Source organism: Salinivibrio sp. HTSP, from assembly GCF_003390965.1.
Taxonomy (GTDB): domain Bacteria; phylum Pseudomonadota; class Gammaproteobacteria; order Enterobacterales; family Vibrionaceae; genus Salinivibrio; species Salinivibrio kushneri.
On the sequence record NZ_PXUD01000024.1, the window covers coordinates 1 to 22321 of the forward strand.

Genomic DNA, 22321 nt, shown 5'->3' on the forward strand with positions numbered 1-22321 from the left:
CTTTCAACCTGACGGGTTTGCCAGCTTCGCTGGGCAAACAAAAAAGGGAGCATAGCATACGCTCCCTTTTCCCTATGATGTCGATTAAGCGATGTGTGACGCACTAATGGGTGCTTTCAAAGATTTTGTCTGCCGAGGCAGCCACAAAACCTTGGTAAAGCTCACCATTGGGCAGAACATAACGCTTAGCAAACTCATAAAAACCACCCGGGATGGTTTGCGTGTCATCAGAAAAAGCAACTGGCACGCGATCTGCCATGGTGGAGGATTGCTCCAGATACACCGACGCGTCACCTTTGACTTCCCCGCCTGACTCGTTAATCGCAAAGCCATTGTCGCGCAATCGGTTATTCACCGAGAGGCAATCATCATGCGCATTCAGCTGATTCACACTCACGGTAAAATGGTTGGCACCATAACCGTGTGCCGCCACCCAAGACGCATATTCACTCTCTTCGGCAAGTGTTTGATAGGTTGCCCAGTCAAGATCCCACAAGCGACCCTGATGGAGAAAGTCACTCCCTGTGAGTGACGACGCATCAACTTGTGCCACCAGCTTCTCAACAATCGCCTGAAGCGCGGGCGAGCATTGCTCAACCATCAACTCACTAATAAAGACTTTTGGCATCAGAGGATCGGGGTGTTCAAAATGGCAGGCGTTGAGCTTTTTCGCTTCAAAGGTATAGTCCCCTTTTTGCTGATAGCCTAACGCCAGGAAGGGGCGCGCCAATACCTCAAGCCCAACCTTGGGTAATCCAAATGTCCGCAAGGCAATATGATCATTGATCAAAGGCTGCCCTTCTTCTAACAAGGCATGCACCTTGTGTGCTGATGGGCACAGGCGGTTGATGTAGTCCTGCCACAGTTTGTCGAATAACGCTTGGCCACTGTCCATGTTGCTCTCCTTAGTCCTGTTGCGTCGGTATACCGGGGGCGAACGTCTCGGGCAGCACTACCTGCTCGCCCTCCATGGAGGCCATGGGATAAGCACAATAGTCTGCCGCATAATACGCGCTAGGGCGTAAGTTCCCCGACGCGCCTGGCCCACCAAAGGGTGCATCGCCACTGGCTCCGGTCAATTGACGGTTGCGGTTCACAATCCCGGCACGAATATGGTCAAGGAAATATTGCCATTCCCCATCGTCTTCACTGATGAGCCCAGCAGACAACCCATAACGGGTGTCATTAGCTTTGGTCACCGCATCGGCCATATCCTGATAGCGCTGCACTTGCAGCAGCGGACCAAAATACTCTTCATCCGGCAAGTCTTGGATACCACTGACATCCAAGATCCCTGGCGAGATCACCGCATCATGCTGATGTTCACACTCAATCACCGGCTTCGCGCCGAGGTCGACCAACTTTTGCTGTGTGGCCAAAATACCTTCCGCCGCTGCCACTGAGATCTGTGCGCCCATAAACGGGGCCGGATCATCAAACTGGCCGCCCACTCGCACGGTTTTTGTCCATTGTGCTAGGCGCGTTAAGATCTTGTCACCCACTTCTCCCTCAGGCAGCAGCAGGCGGCGTGCACAGGTGCAACGTTGCCCCGCACTGAGATACGCGGACTGAATGATGGTATAGACGGTGGCGTCTAAATCACCAAACTGATCACTGACCACTAAGGGATTATTTCCCCCCATTTCTAGCGCCAGCATCTTATCGGGCTGACCGGCGAACTGGCGATGGAGGATATGGCCGGTATTGGCGCTACCGGTAAACAACAAACCATCAATGCCTCGGGCTTGCGCCAGTGCCTCACCGGTATGACGGCCACCTTGCACCAAATTGATAAGGCCATGCGGCAGCCCCGCCTCTACCCAATATTCCAGCGTTTTCTCCGCCACTTTTGGCGTTAGCTCTGAGGGTTTAAACACCACACTATTACCGGCCAGTAATGCGGGAACAATGTGGCCATTGGGCAGATGACCCGGGAAGTTGTACGGACCAAAAACCGCCATCACACCTAACGGGCGGTGGCGCAACACGGCTTGCGTGCCATTGACGTCCTTCTCGCGGGATCCTGTTCTCTCGTGGTAAGCGCGCAATGAAATCGCCACTTTGCCTACCATGGCACCGACTTCGGTTTTGGTTTCCCAGAACGGTTTGCCCGTCTCTTCAGCAATAGTGCGCGCTAAATCATCGGTATTCGCTTTTACTATCTCGGCAAAGCGTTCAACCAGCGCTTGGCGCTCGGCAAAGTCGGTATTTCGCCAACGGAGGAAGGACTCACGAGCGGCACTCACCGCTTGTTCAACCTGAGGGCGCGTCGCTTCTTCACCTTGCCAAATACATTGACTATCAAAGGGATTTTGCGAGGTCATTACCTCACCCTCGCCTTTGACCCATTCACCGTTAATCAGATGGCCTGCTGATTGCGTTGTCATCTTATCCCTCCATGGCAATCAAACGCAGCTGATCGCCTTCTTTTACATTCAATGCGTCTGCTACCGCGGGGCTAATCACTACCTGATTGGTTTCATGATCGACCGCCGCTTTCGCCGCCGTGGCGCGGAAACCGGCAAACTCCGTGTTCGATATTAAATAGTCCTGCGCGCTGCTGTGCTCTCTGACGCTTGCCGAGGCGTTGAAAGAATGACGCACGGATTCGATATTGTGACGTAAGCATTCTACCGTGGGGCCGGCATCAAAGATGTCGACATAACCTCGGCACGAAAAGCCCTCTTTTTCCAACAAACGCAGTGCTGGACGGGTATTTGGATGCACTTGCCCAATGACAGCACGTGCTTCTTCACTGAGTAAGCTCACGTAAATCGGTAATTTTGGCATCAAGTCGGCAATAAAGCCCTTGGCCCCAATCCCGGTGAGGTAGTCGGCCAACGTGAAGTCAATGTTGAAGAAGTTATCCTTCAACCATTGCCAAAACGGCGAGTTGCCGTCGTCATCCGACACGCCACGCATTTCTGCAAACACCACGTCCGCGAAACGCTCGGGAAATTGTGCCAACATCAAAAACCGACACTTAGATAAAAGCTTGCCGTTTAGGCCGCCACGAAACTCAGGGCGCATAAATAAGGTGCAGATCTCTGTGGTGCCGGTGTAGTTGTTGCCAAACGTCAGCACTTCCACAATGTTGTGCACATTCAATTTACGCGACGAGTGCACCACCTTAGTCAGGTGGTAACTGTAAAATGGATTGTCGAGACCAATCGCGGCTTCGATACCTGTTGTTCCCGCAATTTCGCCGGTTTCTAAATCTTCAGCGACCATCAAATACCCTTCCGGGCCAGGTTCAGTCACCTTTTTGGCAAAACTTTCTAACGAATTATCAATTCGCCCTTGGAGCAAATCGGCATCTACCGGCAACGAGGTAAACCCGTGGCCGGACGCTTCCGCACACAACATCAGTGCATCAAAATCTGATGCACGGATAGGCCGAATAACTAACATCTCAAATCCCTCCGAGTGTATGAGGTCGCTTATCCTGCAACAACCTTCGCAATCGCGCGCTCCAGGCGTGCCATCCCTTCTTCAATATCGGCTTTGGTAATCACCAATGAGGGAGTAAACCGCACCACATTTGGGCCGGCGACTAATACCAACAGGCCTTCTTCACCCGCAGCAACCAGAATATCACGTGCACGGCCTTCCCAGTCTTGGTTCAGTGCCGCACCGAGTAGCAAGCCTTTGCCACGGACTTCACTGAAAATGCCGTACTTATCGTTAATCGCTTCTAAACCATCACGGAACCATTGCTCGCGCTCCATCACACCGTCTAAGACGTCAGGCTTGGTCACTTCATTGACCACCGCTTCTGCCACCGCACACGCCAATGGATTACCGCCATAGGTGGAGCCATGAACACCCGGCTTCATATGTGCCGCGAGACGTTCGGTGGTAAGCATGGCACCAATGGGGATACCGCCACCCAATGATTTAGCCGTCGCCAGAATGTCTGGCTCGACCCCTGATTCTTGATAGGCATAGAAGGTCCCAGTACGGCCATTGCCAGTTTGCACTTCGTCAAATACCAGCAACGCGTTGTGCTTATCACACAGCTCGCGCACGGCCTGCAAAAAGCCTGGCTCTGGCGGCACGATACCACCTTCACCTTGCAATGGCTCCATCATCACCGCACAGGTGCGATCGGAAATATGGTCAGCCAATGCGGCGATATCGTTATAAGGAAGGTGGGTAACATCGCCTGGCTTTGGGCCAAAACCGTCAGAGTAGGCAGGCTGACCGCCCACTGTCACGGTAAAGAAGGTGCGACCGTGGAAACCTTTGGTGAACGCGATAATTTCACTTTTGTGCTCGCCGTGCTCCTCTTTTGCCCAGCGGCGCGCCAGTTTAAGCGCTGCTTCGTTGGCTTCGGCGCCTGAGTTCGCGTAAAACACGCGGTCGGCAAAGGAAAGCTCGGTGAGGCGTTTGGCGAGGCGCAACGCGGGCGCATTGGTCATCACATTGCTCAAGTGCCACAGCTTCTGCGCTTGCTCAGTCAGTGCATCCACCATGACCGGATGACAATGACCTAAACAGCTCACCGCAATACCACCGGCAAAATCGATATACTCTCGACCTTCCTGATCCCAGATACGCGATCCTTTACCATGATCCGGGATCATCGGCATTGGGTTGTAACATGGCACCATGACTTCGTCGAAGAGTTTACGTTCTACTTTGTGCTCCATTGTCATCACTCAATCCTTCTGTGTTTTATCTATGACGCATAGTATTTACATTATTTTAACTGCAGCAATAGCAGATTATGTTTTGTTTTCAGCAGGGTAACCGAACTCATGCAGTTTACAGAGATAGTTATGCATAAACTGTGAGCAGGGAGAAGCGCAGAGCAAGCAAGGCTATGATGCCAAATAGGCAAGACTGAGGGGAGAGAATACCCAGGCTGCATAAGGTTGCAGCCATTGATAAGGCAGTCAAAAATCGCGAAATGTAAAATTAGTGATAAAGATCGCGATTTAGTGCAATGGTGTGTAATGGCGCACGACTGAGATGGCCCCAAGTCATGGCGCTTAAAACGGTCGTGACCTTTAGTTGACGGGGTTATTGTTGGAGAAAGTTGGCCAGTAACGCATGCCCCTCTTGGGTGAGAATGCTTTCTGGATGAAATTGTACCCCTTCCACCGCCAGCTCTCGGTGTTTTAACCCCATGATGATTTCGCGCCCATCCGCCTCTGTGGTGGTCGCTGTTACCATCAAACAAGCAGGTAAGCTGTGTGGATCCACCACTAAGGAGTGATATCGCGTGACAGTAAGCGGGCTTGGCAAATGCGCAAAGATACCTTGTTCTTTGTGGTCGACGGGCGATGTTTTACCATGCATCACTGCCTTTGCGCGTATCACCTTAGCACCAAATACTTGCGCCAGGGCTTGGTAGCCTAGACAAACACCTAAAAGGGGAACCTTTCCCGCAAAGTGCTCAATCACCGCCAGCGAGATCCCCGCCTCATCGGGGGTACAAGGGCCTGGCGAGACCACGATATGCGTGGGCGCCATCGCCTCTATCTCCGCCAAGCTAATCGCATCATTGCGTTTGACGCAAACAGACGCGCCCAATTCACAAAAGTATTGATACAAGTTATAGGTGAAAGAATCGTAGTTATCGATGATAAGAAGCACTGTGCTCGGCCATGCGATTGAAAACCGGCATGATGCTAACACAGTGCTTATAGAGCGTCATCCTAGCGTGAACCTGGGACGACGCTTATTGGTTAACGGTTTAACTGACAGCGAAAGCCAGTGTATGTCACTGTCATCGGCGTGTCGGCAGGCGCACGACCACAATAAACAGGGAACAGCCCCAAGGCTTTTACCGACACCGCGATACGGTCATCTGCGGTTAACTCCAAGGATTGAACCAAAGGACTGGCTTGGTTGAACGTGCGCGTCGCGCGCCATTTCATCCACGCATGAGCCGGGCTTTTTTGCCCATTAAGCAGCGGTACAATGGGTAAAATGCTGCGATTGTTCACGGTCACAGAAACAGGCACCACAGGCTCTGGGTAGTCAAGCGAGATCAAGACAGGGTCATGATCAGAGGATGAGAACACATTGTCCGATTTCACCAAATCGCCGGTATATTTGCGGCTATATTCAAACAGCGTGCTTTCTACCGAGTTAATGTGCCACTCTTCCACGCCAACCACTTTGCTCGCCAAGCTGGCATTGGCCAAAGCATGATCCAAGGCACCCAGCTCACCCGAGAACGAATATGAATAGGCTTTGTCCCCTAACCAGTCGGTGGCCAGATTGGTATACCCCAATCCCTCTTCCACGGGTTGGCCGGTTGCATGCATAGGCACACCACGAATTTCGGTGCCCGCTGCGGTGAGAATGTCGCGCTGCCCCTCGCGGCGCTGATAGTCCGTCAGCACACGAACAGGATCTTCTTTGGCGTACGCATTTAGGTCACCCAAGATCAGGACATCGCCATCTACGGTGTCTAATCGCTCACCTAATGCCACCGCCGCCGAGACGCGGAACTCATTGCAACGCCCCTGCAGATCAGCCGTTTCACTATCAAACTCGCCGGCAATCCAATCTTCATAACAGCCCGAGCCCTTTGATTTAAAATGATTCACCACCACACTCAAAGGTTGATCATTGATAATAAAGCGTTGGATCAAGCTATCACGCTGGTATTTGTCGAGTGTCTTGGTTTCTCCGTCTGGGCTTTCGCCACTGATATGCTGTTCCGGCATTGGGATAGCCTGAGCATCACCTGCTAATGCGACTGTCGCCGGACGATAAATCATGCCGACCATGATGGCATCAGAGCCAAAGTAAGCGCCTTGGGTTTTCTCCGCCTCACTCGGCTCAACAAATTGGTAGTGATCACGGGGATCAGCAAACTGGGCGTTAAGTTGAGTCACCAGATCATCGATGGCACTACCCGCTGCAAAGCCGTTGTTTTCAATCTCCATCAGCCCAACGATATCAGCATCCATTGCCGTCAACGCGTTAACGATTTTCGCGCGTTGCAGTTCAAACTCAGCCGCCGTTTTTGCCCCGCGATTACAGCCGCGGTTTGCATCGGCATCCGCCTGATCCTCGCAAGTGACATTGAGTGGGCCACCGACCGCACTGGCGCTAGTAAAGTAGTTAAGCACATTAAAGCTCGCGACCTTAATATCTGTGCCTGGTACCGTTTTAGGCGCCGCTTGACGGTCATTGCGATGCACAATATCCCCAGCGGTGATGGTGTTAGTCGCCACCAGACGATACTGGCTGTAGCTATAGCCCAGCACACCACTTAACCGTTCGATGCGATCGCCAATCCGCAAATAGCCTTGCTCGGCATCGAGGCCAGGGAAGTACGGGATCTCGCCATCTTTCGCTTTTTTATCGGTTTCAATATAAAGCTGGTTTTGGGCATTTTTCTCTGCCAGCGCCTCAGCACCTGGTGTTAACGCTGGATGCCATTGTGTCGGTTTATACAAAGGGGCCTGATGCGATAACACCATGTTGTTACGGAACGCATCGTAATCAAAACCGAAATTACGGGTGATCACTAATTCACTGTCAGCGTCCATGGTCACCTTCATGCCTTCATAGCGCTCCAGTGCCTGATCGAGGGTTTCCTCGGCCCCCACACGGATAGCAGTAGGTAGCACGTCACCTTGGTAAGCCCCCTTTGCTACCTGTCCGTCCGTGACACCTAGCTGGGTATGGCCGTAGTACTCTTTGATTTTCCCGCTGGCACAAAGCGTATCACCGGGCACCAAGTCTAAGTCTTGCGCGTCACGCAAATAGACAAACAATCCGTCGGACGTTGCCGGGTTACCATCGCCTTGCGGATCTTGAATCCAGACCCCTTTGTATAGGCCTTGGGTGATCGCCGTCACCACCCCTTGTACGGCATAGGTTTTGTCTGAGCTATATTGGCCATCTGGGACGAGCGGGCTCCGTGCACCATCACCTTGAATGGCATAAATGGGGGTCGGGGTGGTCACCCCACATTGGTAGTTCTCGGTAAGTGGCGCTTTTGCCGCCGCGGGCAGTGCAATCCCCGCCATTACCAGCGCAAGCGGTGACCACATCATTGGCTTTTTCATACCTGTTCCTTCACGTAATTGAGTGTTTACTCGAAAATCGAGTGTATTATTCATGATAGGTACAGGATATGACGTGATATGAATCGCACCGGAATCAGCGATTATTGATGAAGTAATTAGAAGTGAGAAGCTGGTTCAGTTATGTTAAAAAAAAGCAGCGAGCTTTCACCCGCTGCTTTTGCCATCGTTTAGTGACGTGCTATACGCGAGGAACAAAGCCCACTGCGTCATAGACTTTGCGCAATGTCTCTTGCGCGCGCGCCGAGGCATGAGCAGCCCCTTTTTGCATCACACTATCAAGCAATGCGCGATCGGCTCGGTACTCGTGATAACGCGCTTGCAACGGCTCAAGCATAGCGACCACCGCGTCTGCGGTATCCTTTTTCAAATGCCCGTACATCTTGCCCTCGTAGGCTTGCTCGAGCGCGTCAATCGACTCACCCGTGGCGCCCGACAATAATCCAAGCAGATTAGACACCCCTGGCTTTTGCGCAATATCGAAACGCACCCGTGGTGGCTCTTCGGAGTCAGTGACCGCACGTTTAATTTTTTTCGCGATCACTTTAGGGTCTTCCAGCAAACCAATCACATTGTTGCGGTTATCGTCCGATTTAGACATTTTTTTGGTCGGATCTTGCAGGCTCATGACCCGGGCATTGACGTCGGGTGTATAAGGCTCTGGGAGCACAAATACATCGCCATAACGATTGTTAAAGCGAGTCGCTACATCACGCGCCAACTCCAGGTGTTGCTTTTGGTCATGACCAACGGGCACCTGGTTGGTTTGATACAAAAGAATGTCTGCCGCCATCAATACCGGATAACTAAACAATCCCGCGTTAATGTTCTCAGCATGGCGCTGCGACTTATCTTTGAACTGGGTCATCCGGTTTAGCTCACCCATTTGGGTGTAACAGTTAAGGACCCAGCTCAGTTGCGCGTGCTCAGGCACGTGTGACTGCACAAACAGGTTACTTTTTTCTGGGCTCACCCCCACCGCCAAGCAAAGGGCTAAGGCATCAAGCGTGGCTTCGCGTAACGCGTCAGCATCCTGGTGGACGGTGATCGCATGTAAATCCACCACGCAATATTGGCAGTCATAATCATCTTGCATCTGTTCCCACTGACGCAACGCGCCCAGATAGTTACCAATACTTAGCTCGCCAGAGGGTTGCACACCACTCAATACAATGGGTTTTGAAGGTTGACTCATGATGATTTGATTCCTTTACATATTGCCCGTGGGGGCGGTCTTAATTTACTTATTAAACGCGTTATACGGAGTGGTTAGCAACCACAGAAACTAACTCACTAAACTGATCCAAGATATAGGTAGGTCGGCTGTCACTGATAGGCTCGCCATAGTTGTAGCCATAGGTCAGGCCAACGGAGGCAAATCCGGCATTCTGGGCCGCTAAAATATCATTTTTTGAATCACCGACCATCAACATCTGGGCATTGGTTAACCCGTGCTTGTCGCGAAGCAGGTGTAGGCCTTCAGGATCAGGCTTGCTGGTCGATAAACTATCGCCGCCGATCACATCGGTAAATAATTCGGCCAAGCCTAAATCCGCTAAAATGGCCGGCACAAAGGCGTAGGGCTTATTGGTGACCACCCCGAGTTGATAACCTTGCTGGTGTAAGTGGTTCAAGGTGTCTTTCACCCTAGGGTACAACACCGTCTTTTCGTGCCCATTGTTTTCATAGTGGAAATTGAAGCGCTCTCTGGCTTGTGCCACCAAGGCTGGGTCTAAATCGGGGTCGTGCGCGTGGGCGCGCGACAAGGCACGACGGATCATGATATCGGCACCGTTGCCAATCCAGCCGGTCACCTCGGCCACGCTCACTGTGGGTCGGTCCAAATCCGCCAGCATCATCTGTAGCGCTTGGGTCAAATCTGGCACGCTATCAACTAAGGTGCCATCTAAATCAAATGCAATATAACGCAGGCTCATACGACTTCATTACCTTTCTACTTTTGCCAGTTCGGCACGCATTTCATCAATGGCAGCCTTGTAATCCGGCTGACCAAAAATGGCGGAGCCCGCCACAAACATATCTGCGCCGGCCTCAGCAACATCCGCGATGTTGTTCGCTTTTACGCCACCATCGATTTCGAGACGGATGTCTCGACCGCTGGCATCAATACGCTCACGCACTGCCCGCAGTTTATCAAGCGTGGTAGGAATAAATGACTGACCGCCGAACCCCGGGTTGACCGACATCAGCAAGATCATATCCAACTTATCCATCACATAGTCAAGATGGTGCAACGGGGTGGCCGGGTTAAAGACCAGACCCGCTTTCATGTCGTGCTCTTTGATCAGTTGTAACGTGCGATCGATATGCTCGCTGGCCTCGGCATGAAACGTCACCATACTCGCGCCGGCTTTGGCAAAATCCGGAATAATCCGATCAACTGGCTTAACCATTAAGTGGACATCAATGGGGGCGGTAATGCCATAGTCACGTAACGCCTGACAAACCGGGGCACCAAAGGTGAGATTGGGGACATAATGATTATCCATCACATCAAAATGGACTACGTCCGCCCCCGCGGCGAGCACCTTGTCCACTTCTTCACCCAGTCGCGCAAAATCAGCAGATAAAATCGATGGCGCGATCAAAAAATCCTTCATAGCACGGTCGCCTCAATTACCAAAAAGTTGCCGCAATTCTACCCGATATTGGCCGTGAAGTCTTACCCGTTCGCGGTTTTCTCATCGCTGACACTGACAAGTTATCGTCGCTTGACTAGAGTAAATAGAGGCGCCAAAAAAGGAGGCATCATGGATAAAAAACCTAGGCTCATTGACGTTATGAAAAGCGTCATCGCGGCATTATTTGGCGTCCAATCGCAACAAAATCGCGAGCGAGATTTTGGCCATGATTCGCCGGCGGCGTATATCATCACCGGTGTGGTGATGATTGGGATCTTTGTCGCCGCTTTGCTGGCGTTAGTCAGTGTGTTGGCCTAACGGTCGGGATGGAGGGAAACGTTACTGCTTAGAAGATGGCGGAGCGAACAGTGCCAGCAACTCATCCACTTTATTGCGACCTTGGCCATTACGGCTGATGGTGCGTTTCACTTTCACGACATTAAACGACGCGCCACGGTATAGGCGGCGGGTGTAAGGCGTATCATGATTAGAGATAAGAACCGGGACCCCTTGGCTGACAGAGGCCTGCTCAGCCTGTTCGGCCAGTAAGGCTTGATCGTCCAGCGTAAAGCCATTGGTGGCGTAGGTGGTAAAGTTTGCCGTGGCGGTGAGCGGCGCATACGGCGGATCACAGTAAATCACGTCGCCTTTGCTTGCTCGGGCAAAGCTTTCCGCGTACCCCTCACACACGAACTCTGCCCGTTGCGCTTTTTCGGCAAAAACCGCCAGTTCTTTTTCCGGAAAGTAAGGTTTTTTGTAGGAGCCAAAGGGGACATTAAAGCCACCCTTTTTATTGTAGCGACACAAGCCATTGAAGCCGTGACGATTCATATAAAGGAAAAACAGCGAACGTAAGTAGGGATCCGTGGTGAGATTAAACTCGCGGCGCACATCCAAATAACGCTCTTTTTGGTTGTACTCTTGGCAGAAAAACGCGCGCGCATCCGTCACAAACCGCGATGGCGTTTGTTTTATAATGTTGTACAAGTTGATCAGATCAGGATTGATGTCCGCCAAGATATAGTGGTCATAATCGGTATTGAGAAACACCGATCCGGCCCCAACAAAGGGCTCTATCAGCGTGTCACCCTCAGGAAGATGACGACGAATGTCATCAACCAGTGAGTACTTACCTCCCGCCCACTTTAGAAACGCGCGATGCTTTCTCATTGCCCCTAATCTATCTCTGCGGTCTGAAAAGGGGCGGATTGTACCCTATTTTGCGTCATCAATCAGCGGATTTTACTGGCCATTCGCTCGGTTAATTTCGCGATGAATCTGACTGAATGATTTCACAAAAGGCTGCAGTGCACGGACATTATCCGCTAAGTTTAATTCAGCACGACGCGCTTCCGTCACACTGGCATAGTCACCTAACAAGACCATATACCAGGTCGCGTTGTTTCGCGGTGTTTGGTACACCTGCACGCGGTCAGCCAATTGATAATCCTCAATCAAGGCAACGGCATCTTGCCGCGATTGCAGCGCGGCCAATTGCAAGGCATAACGCTGGGCTGGAACATTAAGCAAAGCTTGTGGCGCGAATGGCAGCCCATCCTCATTCTGGCTGAGATTGTTTTGGCTGCGATTGTCTGATTCAGAATTGGTCGGCGACACCGTTGCGCCCTCATCGGTCGCTTGATCTGAACTCGCGCTGTTATCAGCGGTGGTTTGCGGTGCTGCAGGTGCAGGCACTGCCTCACTGATTTCGCTGGCTAACGGCTCCTCAACGGCGTCGGTACCGTCTCCCCCTGCATCTTGTTCATCAATAATCGCATCAACCACGTCATCCGGTACCACGACTCGCTGGCCTTCATCACTGCGCCCGACAGTCAGCCCTTCCCCATTGATATCGTCTGGCAGGGCGGCCTGATCTTCCGTTACCGCACCATTATCGCTAGATGGCGAGGCAATCGTCCCACTCCCCGCATCCGCGTTAGACGCACTAGGTTGTGCATCTGTTTGGGTCGTTGTTTGCGGGTCAGTGAGCGTCTGCTCCTCTTGTTCACTGAGCAAATCGTCTAACTGCTTGAGCCCTTCAGGAAGCACCGCCTCTGACGCAGAGTCAGCTTGTTGGCTTGGAAATACCCACCAAATTGCACCGGCTCCAAGGATCATCAATACCACAGCTAGAATCAGCATTAAGAAGGGTTTGTTGTTTTTAGCGGGCTTTTTCTTATCTTTACTCACAGCGCCTGTCTCCTGATTGTCCTTTCCCATAATGGTGCCGGGGTAAACGGTTTGATTGGCAAGTTTGGCTAACCACTGTTTCTTTTTCTCGCCACCGATGCGCTGGGTAACCGCCAACACATCAATAAACATCTCGGCTTCTCCCTCATTGAGGGGGGAGATTTCCAGCTCCAGGGGTTTTTGCTCGTGCCCGTAAGACACCTGGCTTAGCCACTTGTTCAACTTTCCAGGGAGCGCGAAAAGCACCACATTGATACGCCAATTAGCCTGATGCTGTGCGTGTTGCACCAAGGCCCACAACTCTGACAACAAGCCTGGGGTCAAACGGTGCGCATCATCAATCACCAATAAGGCATCGCACCCTCCGCCATCGAGCATCATGGTGAGGCTATCGATAAGCGGGTCGGCTTCGTTAAACACGCCATCTTTAACAATTTGCCGCAACAAGATCGCGCGGCGCTGTGCATCGCTCTGGGCGGTATGGCACGCCAATAAGGCGTGAACATGCGCATCGGCCCACTGCTCCATATAGCGCTCACTGAGCCAGGTTTTACCTGCCCCCTCAGGCCCAGTCACTTGGAGTAAGTTGGCGCTAAAGCGGGTAATAAATTGCAGTCGAGAAAGGAGCTGGGTTTGGCTTTCCAGATCCAATGCTAGAGTATCAAAAGTGTCTGTCATGCATTCAATGGTTAACCGGCATCAATCACATCAGCAATACACTGATGGGGCACATCTGCAACCACTTGAGCCTGGCCTATCGCTGTCGGCAAAACCAGGCGCAACTGTCCTGAAAGCACTTTTTTATCACGCATCATGTGCTTAATAAAAGCATCGTAGTTCATCTCACTGGGTGCCTGTATGGGAAGATCCGCACTTTCCAGTAAGGCAGTGATGCGTGACACAGTTTTTTGCTCAATAAGACCGTGTCGCTGCGCCGTTTTAGCGGCCAACACCGTCCCTGCCGAGACCGCTTCACCGTGAAGCCAGTTGCCATATCCCATTTCAGCCTCTATCGCATGGCCAAACGTATGACCCAAGTTTAAGAGTGCACGAATGCCCGCTTCGGTTTCATCTTGTGCGACGACATCGGCTTTTATCTGGCAACAGCGGCGAATGGCATAACTGAGCGCATCCGGCGAGAGCGCTGTCAGTGCCGTCATTTCGCTGTCTAGCCAATCAAAGAAAGACGCATCGGCGATAATGCCGTATTTGATCACTTCGGCCATACCAGCGGCGAACTCACGACGCGGTAGAGAACTAAGCACTTGCGTATCAATCACCACCGCTTGGGGCTGATAAAAAGCTCCAATCATGTTTTTGCCCAGTGGGTGATTAATGGCTGTTTTGCCACCAACCGATGAATCCACCTGCGCCAATAACGTGGTGGGCACTTGGATAAAGTCCACCCCGCGCTGATAGCAGGAGCTGGCAAAACCAACGATGTCACCAATCACGCCGCCGCCCAGCGCGACGAGTACCACATCACGGTTGTAATTGTTTTCTAATAGGAAGGTATTGATGGTATTAAACGTCTCTAAAGACTTGTAAGCCTCACCATCGGGGAGGCTCAAGCGAGCGACATCCGCCGCGCCTGCCTGTTTTAAGGTTGAGACCAGTGCGTCGCCGTATAGCGGCATCACTGTCTCGTTGCTGATGACAGCAACCCGACGCGAATGGACGCTCCCAAATAGGCTAGCATCAGCTAACAGCCCTTCACCGATCGAGATAGGGTAGCTACGTGCCCCTAGGTTAACGTCTATCCGTTCCATGGTCGGGTCCTGTGTTTGGTTATTGCTGCTCTAACAGCGCCATGATTTGATTCGCCACCACTTTGGCACTTTGATCGTCAGTACGGACAACATAATCAGCGATTTCTTGATAAAGAGGATTACGCTCTTCCGCTAACGACTCAAGCACTTCACGTGGTTGGTCAGTTTGTAATAGTGGTCGTTTCTTATCGCGTTGGGTGCGTGCCAGCTGCTTCTCGATAGTGGTTTCTAAATACACCACCACACCACGAGCAGAGAGACGGTTGCGGCTTTCTTTGCTCATGATCGAGCCACCGCCAGTCGCGAGAACGATACCTTGCTCTTCAGTGAGGTCGTTTATCACGTTTTCTTCGCGTTTACGGAAACCTTCTTCACCCTCAACGTCAAATACCCATGCAATGTCTGCTCCAGTACGATCTTCAATCACTGAATCAGAATCATAGAATTCCATATGAAGTTGCTGAGCGAGATGACGACCAATTGTGCTTTTACCAGCCCCCATAGGGCCTACCAAAAAGATGTTTCGTTTTTCAGCCATTTTAAGCAATTTTACGCGCGGTTAAATAAGACAACACCGCCCGCAGGCTTAATGAAAAAAGCCCGAGGCGCCAATTCCTCACAGATATTTCGTGATCAGATTAAAAATTATCTCAGGACAGTGGCCCCTTTGGCAACACCTAACCTAGTCTGTGACGATTTTAGGGGTCACAAAGATCAGAAGTTCACGTTTTGCATGGTCTTTTAACTGGTGCTTAAACAGGTTACCAACCAACGGAATATCCCCCAACAGCGGCACTTGGGTCTCTTTGTTGATCATGGTTTGCTGAAAGATCCCCCCTAAGACCACGGTTTCACCATTTTCCGCCAACACTTGGGTATTAATGCGCTTGGTACTGATCGACATCGCTTCGCCTTTTCCGGCCACCACCGCTTTTTCGGGCATATCTTGGGTTAACTTTAAATCCAAGACCAGCGTATTGTTGGGCGTAATTTGTGGGGTCACCGATAAGCTCAACACCGCTTTTTTAAACGACACCGCCACCGCACCGCTTGAAGACGCCTCAAGGTAAGGCAGCTCTGTCCCTTGTTCAATGTAGGCCGCTTTTTTATTGGTGGTGATCAGACGAGGGCTGGATACCACTTCTGCTTTCCTTTCACTTTCAAGTGCCGACAGCTCCAAATCGAGTAGAAGGTCATTGCCGAGCTTCGCCACTTGCATCGCCATGCTTGAGGCGGAAGGGCTCGCAGCCGCGAGGTTCACATTGAGAAAGTCCCCCATATTTACGCCGTCTATCGCCGCCTCGTTTAAGCTTTCAGGTCCTTGCCCCGTCACATTGCTATCCCACATCAAGTTACCTTCCACAGACGGACCAACCGTGGTTGAGCCATTTCGATTCAATAGCCCCCAGCGCACACCGAGTTCATCCACTGAGCCTTGCTCAACAGTCACAATGCGTGCCTCTATCTCGACTTGCTTAACCGGCACATCTAAATGACTCACTAACGTGCGAATACGATCGATGTTCTTCTCGATATCACGAATGATGATCGCATTGGTGCGCGAATCGAGTGAGACGGCACCACGAGGAGACAGCAAGCTGACTCCCTGCCCCTGGCCTCGGATTAACGCCGCGACGTCAGCGGCTTTGGCGTAGTTAACGGTGATCACGGCAGAAGACAAAGGCAACAGCGCGTCTGCTTGTTGCGCCATCTCGAGATCTTGTTTTTCTTGCGCCATCAGTTCTTTACGAGGGGCCACTAACATCACATCCCCACGTTGGCGCTTGTCTAACCCCTTGACCCTGAGAATCACATCCAACACATCTTGCCAGGGTACCCCGTCGATACGCATGGTGATATTGCCCTGCACACTGTCAGTGGTCACCAAATTAAATTGATTTTGCTCGGCAATCAGTTGTAACACCGCCCGCACAGGAATATCTTGGAAATTGATGGAAATCGGTGCATCGGGATCAGGGGCTTGGGCGGTCGCCGGATCGGCGTCGCGCAAGGTGATAATTAATTGCTGATGCTGTTGTTGGTAATCAAACGTCATCGCTTGCTGGGCATCAATTTCTATCTTGGTGTAGCCTGCGACCTGGGTGATGTGAACAGCGTTCACAGGCAACCCTGTCTCTTGCCCTTTCATCCGCCCAAGTAAGTCTGGCTTGACGACCACCTGAGGTAATCGAATCATAAGCTGCTTAGGGCTCAACTGGCGAAAGTCCGCCATCACCGAGGCACTGTCAAAACGCAAGCTGATCTGCGTCTCTTTCGGCGTGGGAGACGTAAGTTGCGCCTGCACTAAGGTCACTGCCTCACCGGCACCCACAACGGTACTCCATACCATCCCACAAACGAAAATAGTCACAATGACAGCTTGCGCTAGTCCTGATCCGAGTGTGCGTTTTACCCTGCTTGCTTTCATTCACGCCATCCTTTTTCCGACACGCCGGGGTGGGTTGACAAAGTCACAAAACGCGGCTGCCAGCAACCCAACCCATCTGGCAACAGCTGTTTAATTCTCACCTGGTTAGGTGCTACCTGGATCACACGACCATGATGCGGTCCTAATCGGTCTCCCCGCTTCACTTTGCGCACCAACCCGCTAGGTAACGCCATGAGTGCTTGCCTCTGCTCACCTTTGGTTAAACTGCCTGTCATCTGAAGCTGATCGAGTGGCACCGCCGTCAGTGGAGACGTCTGCTCTCCCGAAGTGGGCTGCCAACAATCCCCCATTGCTGCGAGATCCTGTCGACTGTCAGGCGCAAGAAAAAAGGGGTCGCGACCGCTCGCGGAAAAAGCAAGCGGCTGGTAGGTTGGCGCGGGAGGGATCCGGGTGGCGCTCACCTCGGCGTGCGATTTTGCCTGTCTCATAAACTGATCAATGTCGGTATGATCATGATGACAGCCACTGAGAAGTGCTAGTAAGATGTACCCGTAGCGTCTCATACTGCTCCTTACTACCATGATTAACGACGCCCATCAGGGCCAGTGTATCGATAGGTGGTGGCCGACACTGACAGTCGTAAGTCGTCGGCTGGTGACGCTTGGTCACGCGTCAGGGTAAAGTTTTGCAGTGACACCAAACGCGTCATTGCCGCGATATCAGCGCTGAATGCGCCAATGTCTCGATACTGCCCGTGTAAGACAATATCGATGGGGATCGCATCCAACCATTGCCCCTGCCGACGAGGCCGCCAAGCTAAAGTGTCGAAATTGAGTTGATGGCGCCCCCCAACGTCGCTAATGCCCGCCAATAATTCCGCCAATTCCTCTTCTTCGGGCAACTGCGCGATCAGCTGGTTATACTGTTGATTCAACGCGTTGAGTTGCGCTTCAACATCTGGCAATCCCGCCACTTCATGCGCAAGCTTTCGATACTGAGCTTTTAATGGTTGTTCTTGCTGGTTCACTCGCTGCCACTGCGCATGTTGCGGCCCAATCCCCACCACCCAAATGAGGCTTAAGATTATCCCGCCCAAGAAGAGCCATACACTCAGCTTGACCCATCGCGGTGCAAAGGGGAGATCTCGCCAGTCACATTCGATCACGATGCATCCTCCTCGCCACTTAATCGTTCGGGGGCAACATACTGGGTAAAGGAAAAGCTGAGCGTAAAGCGTTTATTGGGCCCAGCCGCTTTGCCATTGGTGACGACCGTCTCTATATCCAGATCGTCCACGGCTTGGTCCGTTTCCAGTGAGGCCAGTAAACGCGCAAGCTCCGCGTTGGAATGAACCCAACCTTCTAGACTGATGCGCTCCGCGTGTTGTGCAATGCGAGTAAGGTAGGCCCCAGGGGGCATCACACGAGGAATAAAGTTGAGTACGGCGGTCACATTATTACGCTGTTGCTGCAATTGGTTTACCAGCCCCAATCGTGACTGCAACGCGCGACGCTGCGTGTCTTGTTTCTCAAACTGAGCCAAGGTGTGTTTAAACTGCTTGATACCTTGTTCGAGTTGTTGGTTGCGTTCTTGCTGAATCGCGATCCTGTGCTGCTGTACTGCCGTGACTGTCCAGCCAAACAGGAGTGTTACCGCCACGACCATCAGTGTGGCCATGGCGAAGGCACGCTGTTGGCGGCGCTGTACTTGTGCCCGCCACGGTAATAAGTTAATCGCCATCATTGCGCACCTCGCAGAGCCAGCCCAAGTGCCACAGTGGCGGGGGCATTCAAGTTTTCACAACCAAACGGCGCACCAGGATTGATAGAATGGCACGCTATCTGAGCCGGAAAGCGCATCGCTTCCGGCCAATCACCACTTAACCAAACGCTGGCATCAGAGTGACTACCAGGTTGCGTCAGGTAGGCGTGATAGGCGTGTTCAATATGTTGGCATAGCACCTGATAGGACAGGTCATCGGCGTCAGCCTGTCTCGGGGACGTCAGCGATAATCGCTGCTGGTAATCCTCCCCATCGGTGCGTTTTCCGGTGACCGTTAGTGCCCCCGCACACACATGTAACCAAAGGGGCCAAGTATCGGGTTGATGGTAGGCCACTAACGCCTCATACAATGCTTGAAGACCATGCTGTTGTCGGTCAACCACACTCACGTTTAGCTTGGCCTGGTGACAAGCGGCAAGGATGGGCGCTAGCGTGGATTGGCGGCATGCGGTTACCTGGTAATGTGCGTCGCCAGGCTGCGTCCCGACGTCTTTTTTAGAAAAGTCGAACAGGAGATCGCTGATGTCCATATTGAGCGCTTGGCTCAGCGCCTGCCCGACCATCGCTTCTTGCTCTAGCGGATCATCGACATCCGCCGCCGTTAATGTTTTGCTGATCACAGTGTCGTCATCGACACCAATCACTACACGCGTCATCCAGCGCTGGTACCAAGGCAGCGGCTCGAGCATGTCGGCTTTCAACGTTTTAATTGACTCAACCAAGTGATCATCGTGATCGGTAGCCAGTGTGTGTAAGCTGACTACCTGCTGAGTCGCAGACGATGGCTGAATGGCCACCGCATGACTCGTCTGTCGGCCCAAAGCGAGACCTAAAACTGCCGAACTTCGCATCATTTCGTGTTAGGCTCCCAACGTTAGCGTGAAGTCAGTATTTACAAAACTGACCGCATCACGGGTTATTTTTAATGCTGGTGCCTTTATACTACTCACGTATGATTATTGAACGGCTCAATGGCAATAGAACGGGAAATCTCAGGTGAAGTTCATAAAGCGTTTGCTTATCTTTGCACTGGTTTGCACAGTGCTTGGAGTCACTACAATCTTTGGGTTTTACCTGTATGTAAAACCTGACCTCCCCGATGTAGCGACACTCAAAAGTGTCGAACTGCAGACTCCGATGCAGGTTTATAGCGCCGATGGGGCGTTGATCTCCCAGTTTGGTGAAAAGCGTCGCATCCCCGTCATGCTTGAGGACATCCCTCAGCCCATGATTGATGCATTGATTGCGACAGAAGACAGTCGCTTTTATCAACATCCAGGGATTGACCCTATCGGCATTGTCCGCGCCGCGGTGGTGGTGGCGATGTCAGGTACGGCCAAGCAAGGGGCCAGTACCATCACCCAGCAGCTGGCGCGTAACTTCTTCCTCTCTAACGAAAAACGTATTATGCGCAAGATAAAAGAGATTTTTATCGCGGTGCATATTGAGCAACTGCTTAGCAAGGAAGAAATCCTCGAGCTGTACTTTAATAAGGTCTTTTTAGGCTATCGCTCATACGGGGTGGGAGCCGCCGCCCAGGTGTACTTTGGCAAAACCCTTGATCAACTCACCTTGAGCGAAATGGCGGTTATTGTCGGATTACCCAAAGCCCCCTCCACCATGAACCCTTTGTATTCGCTCTCGCGCGCCACCGATCGCCGGAATGTGGTGCTGGGGCGGATGCTGAAAGAGGGGTATATTTCCAATGCCGAGTATCAGCAAGCGAAGAATGAGCCTATTGTGGCCCGCTATCATGGGGCTGAAATTGAACTGTCCGCACCTTACGTGGCAGAAATGGCCCGCGCATGGGCGGTTGAGCAGTTTGGCGAAGACGCCTATACCTCAGGGGTGCGTATCTTCACCAGCGTTGATGCTGATAAGCAACGCGCCGCGAATGAGGCGGCAGTAGAAAACGTTCTCGCCTACGATCGCCGCCATGGTTTCCGTGGCCCCGTTGCGACCTTGTGGCAAGCGCCAAGCCAGCGTTGGCAGCACCAGCGGATTGTCGACCATCTTGCCAAGCAGCCCAGCTACGGCCCACTAGAGCCAGCGGTTGTGATCGATGTCCAAGCGCAATCGGCACAGGTTATTGGGCCCAATGGTCGTGAAATCGAACTGCCTTGGAAAGGGCTAGACTGGGCGCGACCTTATATCACTGATAGTCGCCAAGGCCCAGCGCCCAAACGTGCTGACGAGTTCCTCGCCAGTGGCCAACAAATATTTATTCGCCAAGTGGATAACAGCTGGCATTTGGCCCAAGTCCCTACCACTAATACAGCCTTGGTCTCTATGTCACCCTCAACGGGGGCAATCAAAGCACTGGTGGGCGGCTTTAACTTTGTCCATAGCAAGTTTAATCGTGCCACACAGTCAGTTCGCCAAGTGGGCTCAAGTATCAAGCCATTTATTTACTCCGCCGCAGTGAATGAGGGCATGACACTCGCCACCTTGATTAATGACGCCCCCATCAATCGCTGGGATCGCAGTCAAGGCGTGGCCTGGCGGCCGAAAAACTCGCCACCACGTTATGAAGGGCCACTGCGAGCGCGACTGGGTCTGGCACAGTCGAAAAACGTGATGGCGGTAAGGGTGCTACGTCGTGTCGGACTGGATGATACCCTAGATTATCTCACCCGCTTTGGCTTTAAGCGTGATGATTTGCCGCGTGCAGAGGCGATTGCACTCGGCGCTGGGAGCTTGACGCCGGTTGAGATGGCACAGGGCTTTAGCGTGTTTGCCAATGGCGGCTATTTTATGGAGCCCTTTATCATTGATCGGGTCGAAACCCCATTCGGTGAAGAGATTTATCGCGCTAACCCACCAGTGATTTGTGATAATTGCGAGCAGCAAACGGAACAGGCCGATCCGTTTAATGAGCAGAATTTGCTCGCGCAAGATGACACCACCACACAGCGCCATGCCAAACAAGTCATTGATGAACAAAATGCATTTTTGGTACGCGAGATGATGCAAAGCAACATCTGGGGTGGCGGTGATTGGCGCTATGGGACAGGCTGGAATGGCACTGGCTGGCGCGCGCAAGCCCTCAAACGACGCGATATCGGCGGTAAAACCGGTACCACCAACGACTCCAAGGACACCTGGTACACCGGATACGGCCCAGGGATTGTCACCACCGTGTGGGTCGGTTTTGATGATCATTCGCGCAAGCTTGGGCGCACCACTCGCAATGCCAATCTAGGCGACGAGCGTCAGCCTATCCGCGGGGCAGAATCAGGCGCAAAAACAGCGGAACCGGCATGGATTGATTTTATGCAGCATGCTCTCGCGGATGTGCCTGAGCAGAATAAAGCCGTCCCCCCTGGTATTGTGAAAGTGCGGATTGACCGTGAGACCGGGCTTTTAACCAGAAAAACCGATCATACGTCGATGTTTGAGTACTTTATAAAAGGCACTGAACCCACCGAGTATGTATCGTCACAGCCGGATGGCAACATTTATGAGTCAGGCACAGAGTCGCTGTTCTGACCCGGT

20 protein-coding genes are annotated in these 22321 nt (G+C 52.2%); 2 read left to right on the forward strand and 18 right to left on the reverse strand.

The window, feature by feature from the left end; all coding sequences use genetic code 11:
• Positions 1–103: 103 nt before the first annotated feature.
• The 9 genes from C7A19_RS04675 to rpe form a co-directional block, all read right to left on the reverse strand.
• Complete coding sequence (locus C7A19_RS04675) at positions 104–895, reverse strand: DUF1338 domain-containing protein (protein WP_069361845.1); 792 nt, start codon at positions 893–895, stop codon at positions 104–106.
• Positions 896–905: 10 nt separating this feature from the next.
• Positions 906–2387, reverse strand: a complete 1482-nt coding sequence (astD, locus tag C7A19_RS04680) for a succinylglutamate-semialdehyde dehydrogenase (RefSeq protein ID WP_116644318.1) — start codon at positions 2385–2387, stop codon at positions 906–908.
• A 1-nt stretch (position 2388) separates the two neighbouring features.
• On the reverse strand, positions 2389–3411 hold the full coding sequence (gene astA, locus C7A19_RS04685) for an arginine N-succinyltransferase (RefSeq protein ID WP_069361847.1): 1023 nt from the start codon (positions 3409–3411) through the stop codon (positions 2389–2391).
• A gap of 29 nt (positions 3412–3440) precedes the next feature.
• Entirely contained in the window at positions 3441–4658 is a 1218-nt protein-coding gene (locus C7A19_RS04690; RefSeq protein WP_077599495.1) for an aspartate aminotransferase family protein, read from the reverse strand.
• Between the two features lie 367 nt (positions 4659–5025).
• Entirely contained in the window at positions 5026–5601 is a 576-nt protein-coding gene (locus tag C7A19_RS04695) for an aminodeoxychorismate/anthranilate synthase component II (RefSeq protein WP_077458659.1), read from the reverse strand.
• Positions 5602–5693: 92 nt separating this feature from the next.
• The gene (locus C7A19_RS04700) at positions 5694–8036 is read right to left on the reverse strand and encodes an ExeM/NucH family extracellular endonuclease (protein ID WP_077522043.1); all 2343 of its coding nucleotides are present in this window, start codon (positions 8034–8036) and stop codon (positions 5694–5696) included.
• Between the two features lie 199 nt (positions 8037–8235).
• Entirely contained in the window at positions 8236–9249 is a 1014-nt protein-coding gene (gene trpS, locus C7A19_RS04705; protein WP_069361851.1) for a tryptophan--tRNA ligase, read from the reverse strand.
• A gap of 61 nt (positions 9250–9310) precedes the next feature.
• Positions 9311–9991, reverse strand: a complete 681-nt coding sequence (locus C7A19_RS04710; protein WP_077652842.1) for a phosphoglycolate phosphatase — start codon at positions 9989–9991, stop codon at positions 9311–9313.
• 9 nt (positions 9992–10000) lie between these two features.
• Positions 10001–10675, reverse strand: coding sequence for a ribulose-phosphate 3-epimerase (rpe, locus tag C7A19_RS04715; protein WP_077458663.1), 675 nt, complete (start codon positions 10673–10675; stop codon positions 10001–10003).
• A gap of 150 nt (positions 10676–10825) precedes the next feature.
• Here rpe and C7A19_RS04720 point away from each other — a divergent pair, with 150 nt between their 5' ends.
• Positions 10826–11014, forward strand: coding sequence for a DUF2970 domain-containing protein (locus C7A19_RS04720; RefSeq protein WP_069361854.1), 189 nt, complete (start codon positions 10826–10828; stop codon positions 11012–11014).
• A 21-nt stretch (positions 11015–11035) separates the two neighbouring features.
• Here C7A19_RS04720 and dam read toward each other — a convergent pair whose 3' ends face one another.
• The 9 genes from dam to C7A19_RS04765 all read right to left on the reverse strand — a co-directional run bounded on the left by dam (position 11036) and on the right by C7A19_RS04765 (position 19680).
• The gene (dam, locus tag C7A19_RS04725) at positions 11036–11866 is read right to left on the reverse strand and encodes an adenine-specific DNA-methyltransferase (protein WP_077485800.1); all 831 of its coding nucleotides are present in this window, start codon (positions 11864–11866) and stop codon (positions 11036–11038) included.
• Between the two features lie 72 nt (positions 11867–11938).
• Complete coding sequence (locus C7A19_RS04730) at positions 11939–13564, reverse strand: AAA family ATPase (protein WP_116644319.1); 1626 nt, start codon at positions 13562–13564, stop codon at positions 11939–11941.
• 11 nt (positions 13565–13575) lie between these two features.
• Entirely contained in the window at positions 13576–14655 is a 1080-nt protein-coding gene (aroB, locus tag C7A19_RS04735) for a 3-dehydroquinate synthase (protein WP_116644320.1), read from the reverse strand.
• Between the two features lie 19 nt (positions 14656–14674).
• A complete protein-coding gene (gene aroK / locus C7A19_RS04740) occupies positions 14675–15193 on the reverse strand; it encodes a shikimate kinase AroK (RefSeq protein ID WP_025739049.1) in 519 nt (172 codons plus the stop codon).
• Between the two features lie 144 nt (positions 15194–15337).
• Positions 15338–17083: a type IV pilus secretin PilQ gene (pilQ, locus tag C7A19_RS04745; RefSeq protein WP_235614262.1), complete on the reverse strand. Its 1746-nt coding sequence runs from the start codon at positions 17081–17083 to the stop codon at positions 15338–15340.
• The gene (locus C7A19_RS04750) at positions 17080–17607 is read right to left on the reverse strand and encodes a pilus assembly protein PilP (protein WP_158020545.1); all 528 of its coding nucleotides are present in this window, start codon (positions 17605–17607) and stop codon (positions 17080–17082) included. The genes pilQ and C7A19_RS04750 overlap by 4 nt, the downstream gene beginning before the upstream one ends.
• 20 nt (positions 17608–17627) lie before the next feature.
• The gene (gene pilO, locus C7A19_RS04755) at positions 17628–18209 is read right to left on the reverse strand and encodes a type 4a pilus biogenesis protein PilO (protein WP_162300246.1); all 582 of its coding nucleotides are present in this window, start codon (positions 18207–18209) and stop codon (positions 17628–17630) included.
• The gene (locus C7A19_RS04760) at positions 18206–18787 is read right to left on the reverse strand and encodes a PilN domain-containing protein (RefSeq protein WP_116644321.1); all 582 of its coding nucleotides are present in this window, start codon (positions 18785–18787) and stop codon (positions 18206–18208) included. The genes pilO and C7A19_RS04760 overlap by 4 nt, the downstream gene beginning before the upstream one ends.
• Positions 18784–19680, reverse strand: coding sequence for a hypothetical protein (locus C7A19_RS04765; protein ID WP_116644322.1), 897 nt, complete (start codon positions 19678–19680; stop codon positions 18784–18786). Before C7A19_RS04765 ends, C7A19_RS04760 begins: the two co-directional genes overlap by 4 nt.
• Before the next feature lie 142 nt (positions 19681–19822).
• On the opposite strand from C7A19_RS04765, the gene C7A19_RS04770 reads away from it, so the two are divergent.
• Positions 19823–22315: a PBP1A family penicillin-binding protein gene (locus C7A19_RS04770; RefSeq protein WP_077458673.1), complete on the forward strand. Its 2493-nt coding sequence runs from the start codon at positions 19823–19825 to the stop codon at positions 22313–22315.
• The last annotated feature ends 6 nt before the right edge of the window (positions 22316–22321 follow it).

What these genes read in the sequence shown, in the direction of transcription:
- trpS (WP_069361851.1), bottom strand. Translation starts at nt 9,249, where the DNA reads ATGAGTCAACCTTCAAAACCCATTGTATTGAGTGGTGTGCAACCCTCT.
- pilQ (WP_235614262.1), bottom strand. Translation starts at nt 17,083, where the DNA reads ATGAAAGCAAGCAGGGTAAAACGCACACTCGGATCAGGACTAGCGCAA.
- C7A19_RS04760 (WP_116644321.1), bottom strand. Translation starts at nt 18,787, where the DNA reads ATGATGGCGATTAACTTATTACCGTGGCGGGCACAAGTACAGCGCCGC.
- C7A19_RS04710 (WP_077652842.1), bottom strand. Translation starts at nt 9,991, where the DNA reads ATGAGCCTGCGTTATATTGCATTTGATTTAGATGGCACCTTAGTTGAT.
- astA (WP_069361847.1), bottom strand. Translation starts at nt 3,411, where the DNA reads ATGTTAGTTATTCGGCCTATCCGTGCATCAGATTTTGATGCACTGATG.
- C7A19_RS04700 (WP_077522043.1), bottom strand. Translation starts at nt 8,036, where the DNA reads ATGAAAAAGCCAATGATGTGGTCACCGCTTGCGCTGGTAATGGCGGGG.
- C7A19_RS04690 (WP_077599495.1), bottom strand. Translation starts at nt 4,658, where the DNA reads ATGACAATGGAGCACAAAGTAGAACGTAAACTCTTCGACGAAGTCATG.
- C7A19_RS04675 (WP_069361845.1), bottom strand. Translation starts at nt 895, where the DNA reads ATGGACAGTGGCCAAGCGTTATTCGACAAACTGTGGCAGGACTACATC.
- astD (WP_116644318.1), bottom strand. Translation starts at nt 2,387, where the DNA reads ATGACAACGCAATCAGCAGGCCATCTGATTAACGGTGAATGGGTCAAA.
- C7A19_RS04765 (WP_116644322.1), bottom strand. Translation starts at nt 19,680, where the DNA reads ATGATGCGAAGTTCGGCAGTTTTAGGTCTCGCTTTGGGCCGACAGACG.
- aroK (WP_025739049.1), bottom strand. Translation starts at nt 15,193, where the DNA reads ATGGCTGAAAAACGAAACATCTTTTTGGTAGGCCCTATGGGGGCTGGT.
- aroB (WP_116644320.1), bottom strand. Translation starts at nt 14,655, where the DNA reads ATGGAACGGATAGACGTTAACCTAGGGGCACGTAGCTACCCTATCTCG.
- rpe (WP_077458663.1), bottom strand. Translation starts at nt 10,675, where the DNA reads ATGAAGGATTTTTTGATCGCGCCATCGATTTTATCTGCTGATTTTGCG.
- C7A19_RS04720 (WP_069361854.1), top strand. Translation starts at nt 10,826, where the DNA reads ATGGATAAAAAACCTAGGCTCATTGACGTTATGAAAAGCGTCATCGCG.
- C7A19_RS04750 (WP_158020545.1), bottom strand. Translation starts at nt 17,607, where the DNA reads ATGAGACGCTACGGGTACATCTTACTAGCACTTCTCAGTGGCTGTCAT.
- dam (WP_077485800.1), bottom strand. Translation starts at nt 11,866, where the DNA reads ATGAGAAAGCATCGCGCGTTTCTAAAGTGGGCGGGAGGTAAGTACTCA.
- C7A19_RS04730 (WP_116644319.1), bottom strand. Translation starts at nt 13,564, where the DNA reads ATGACAGACACTTTTGATACTCTAGCATTGGATCTGGAAAGCCAAACC.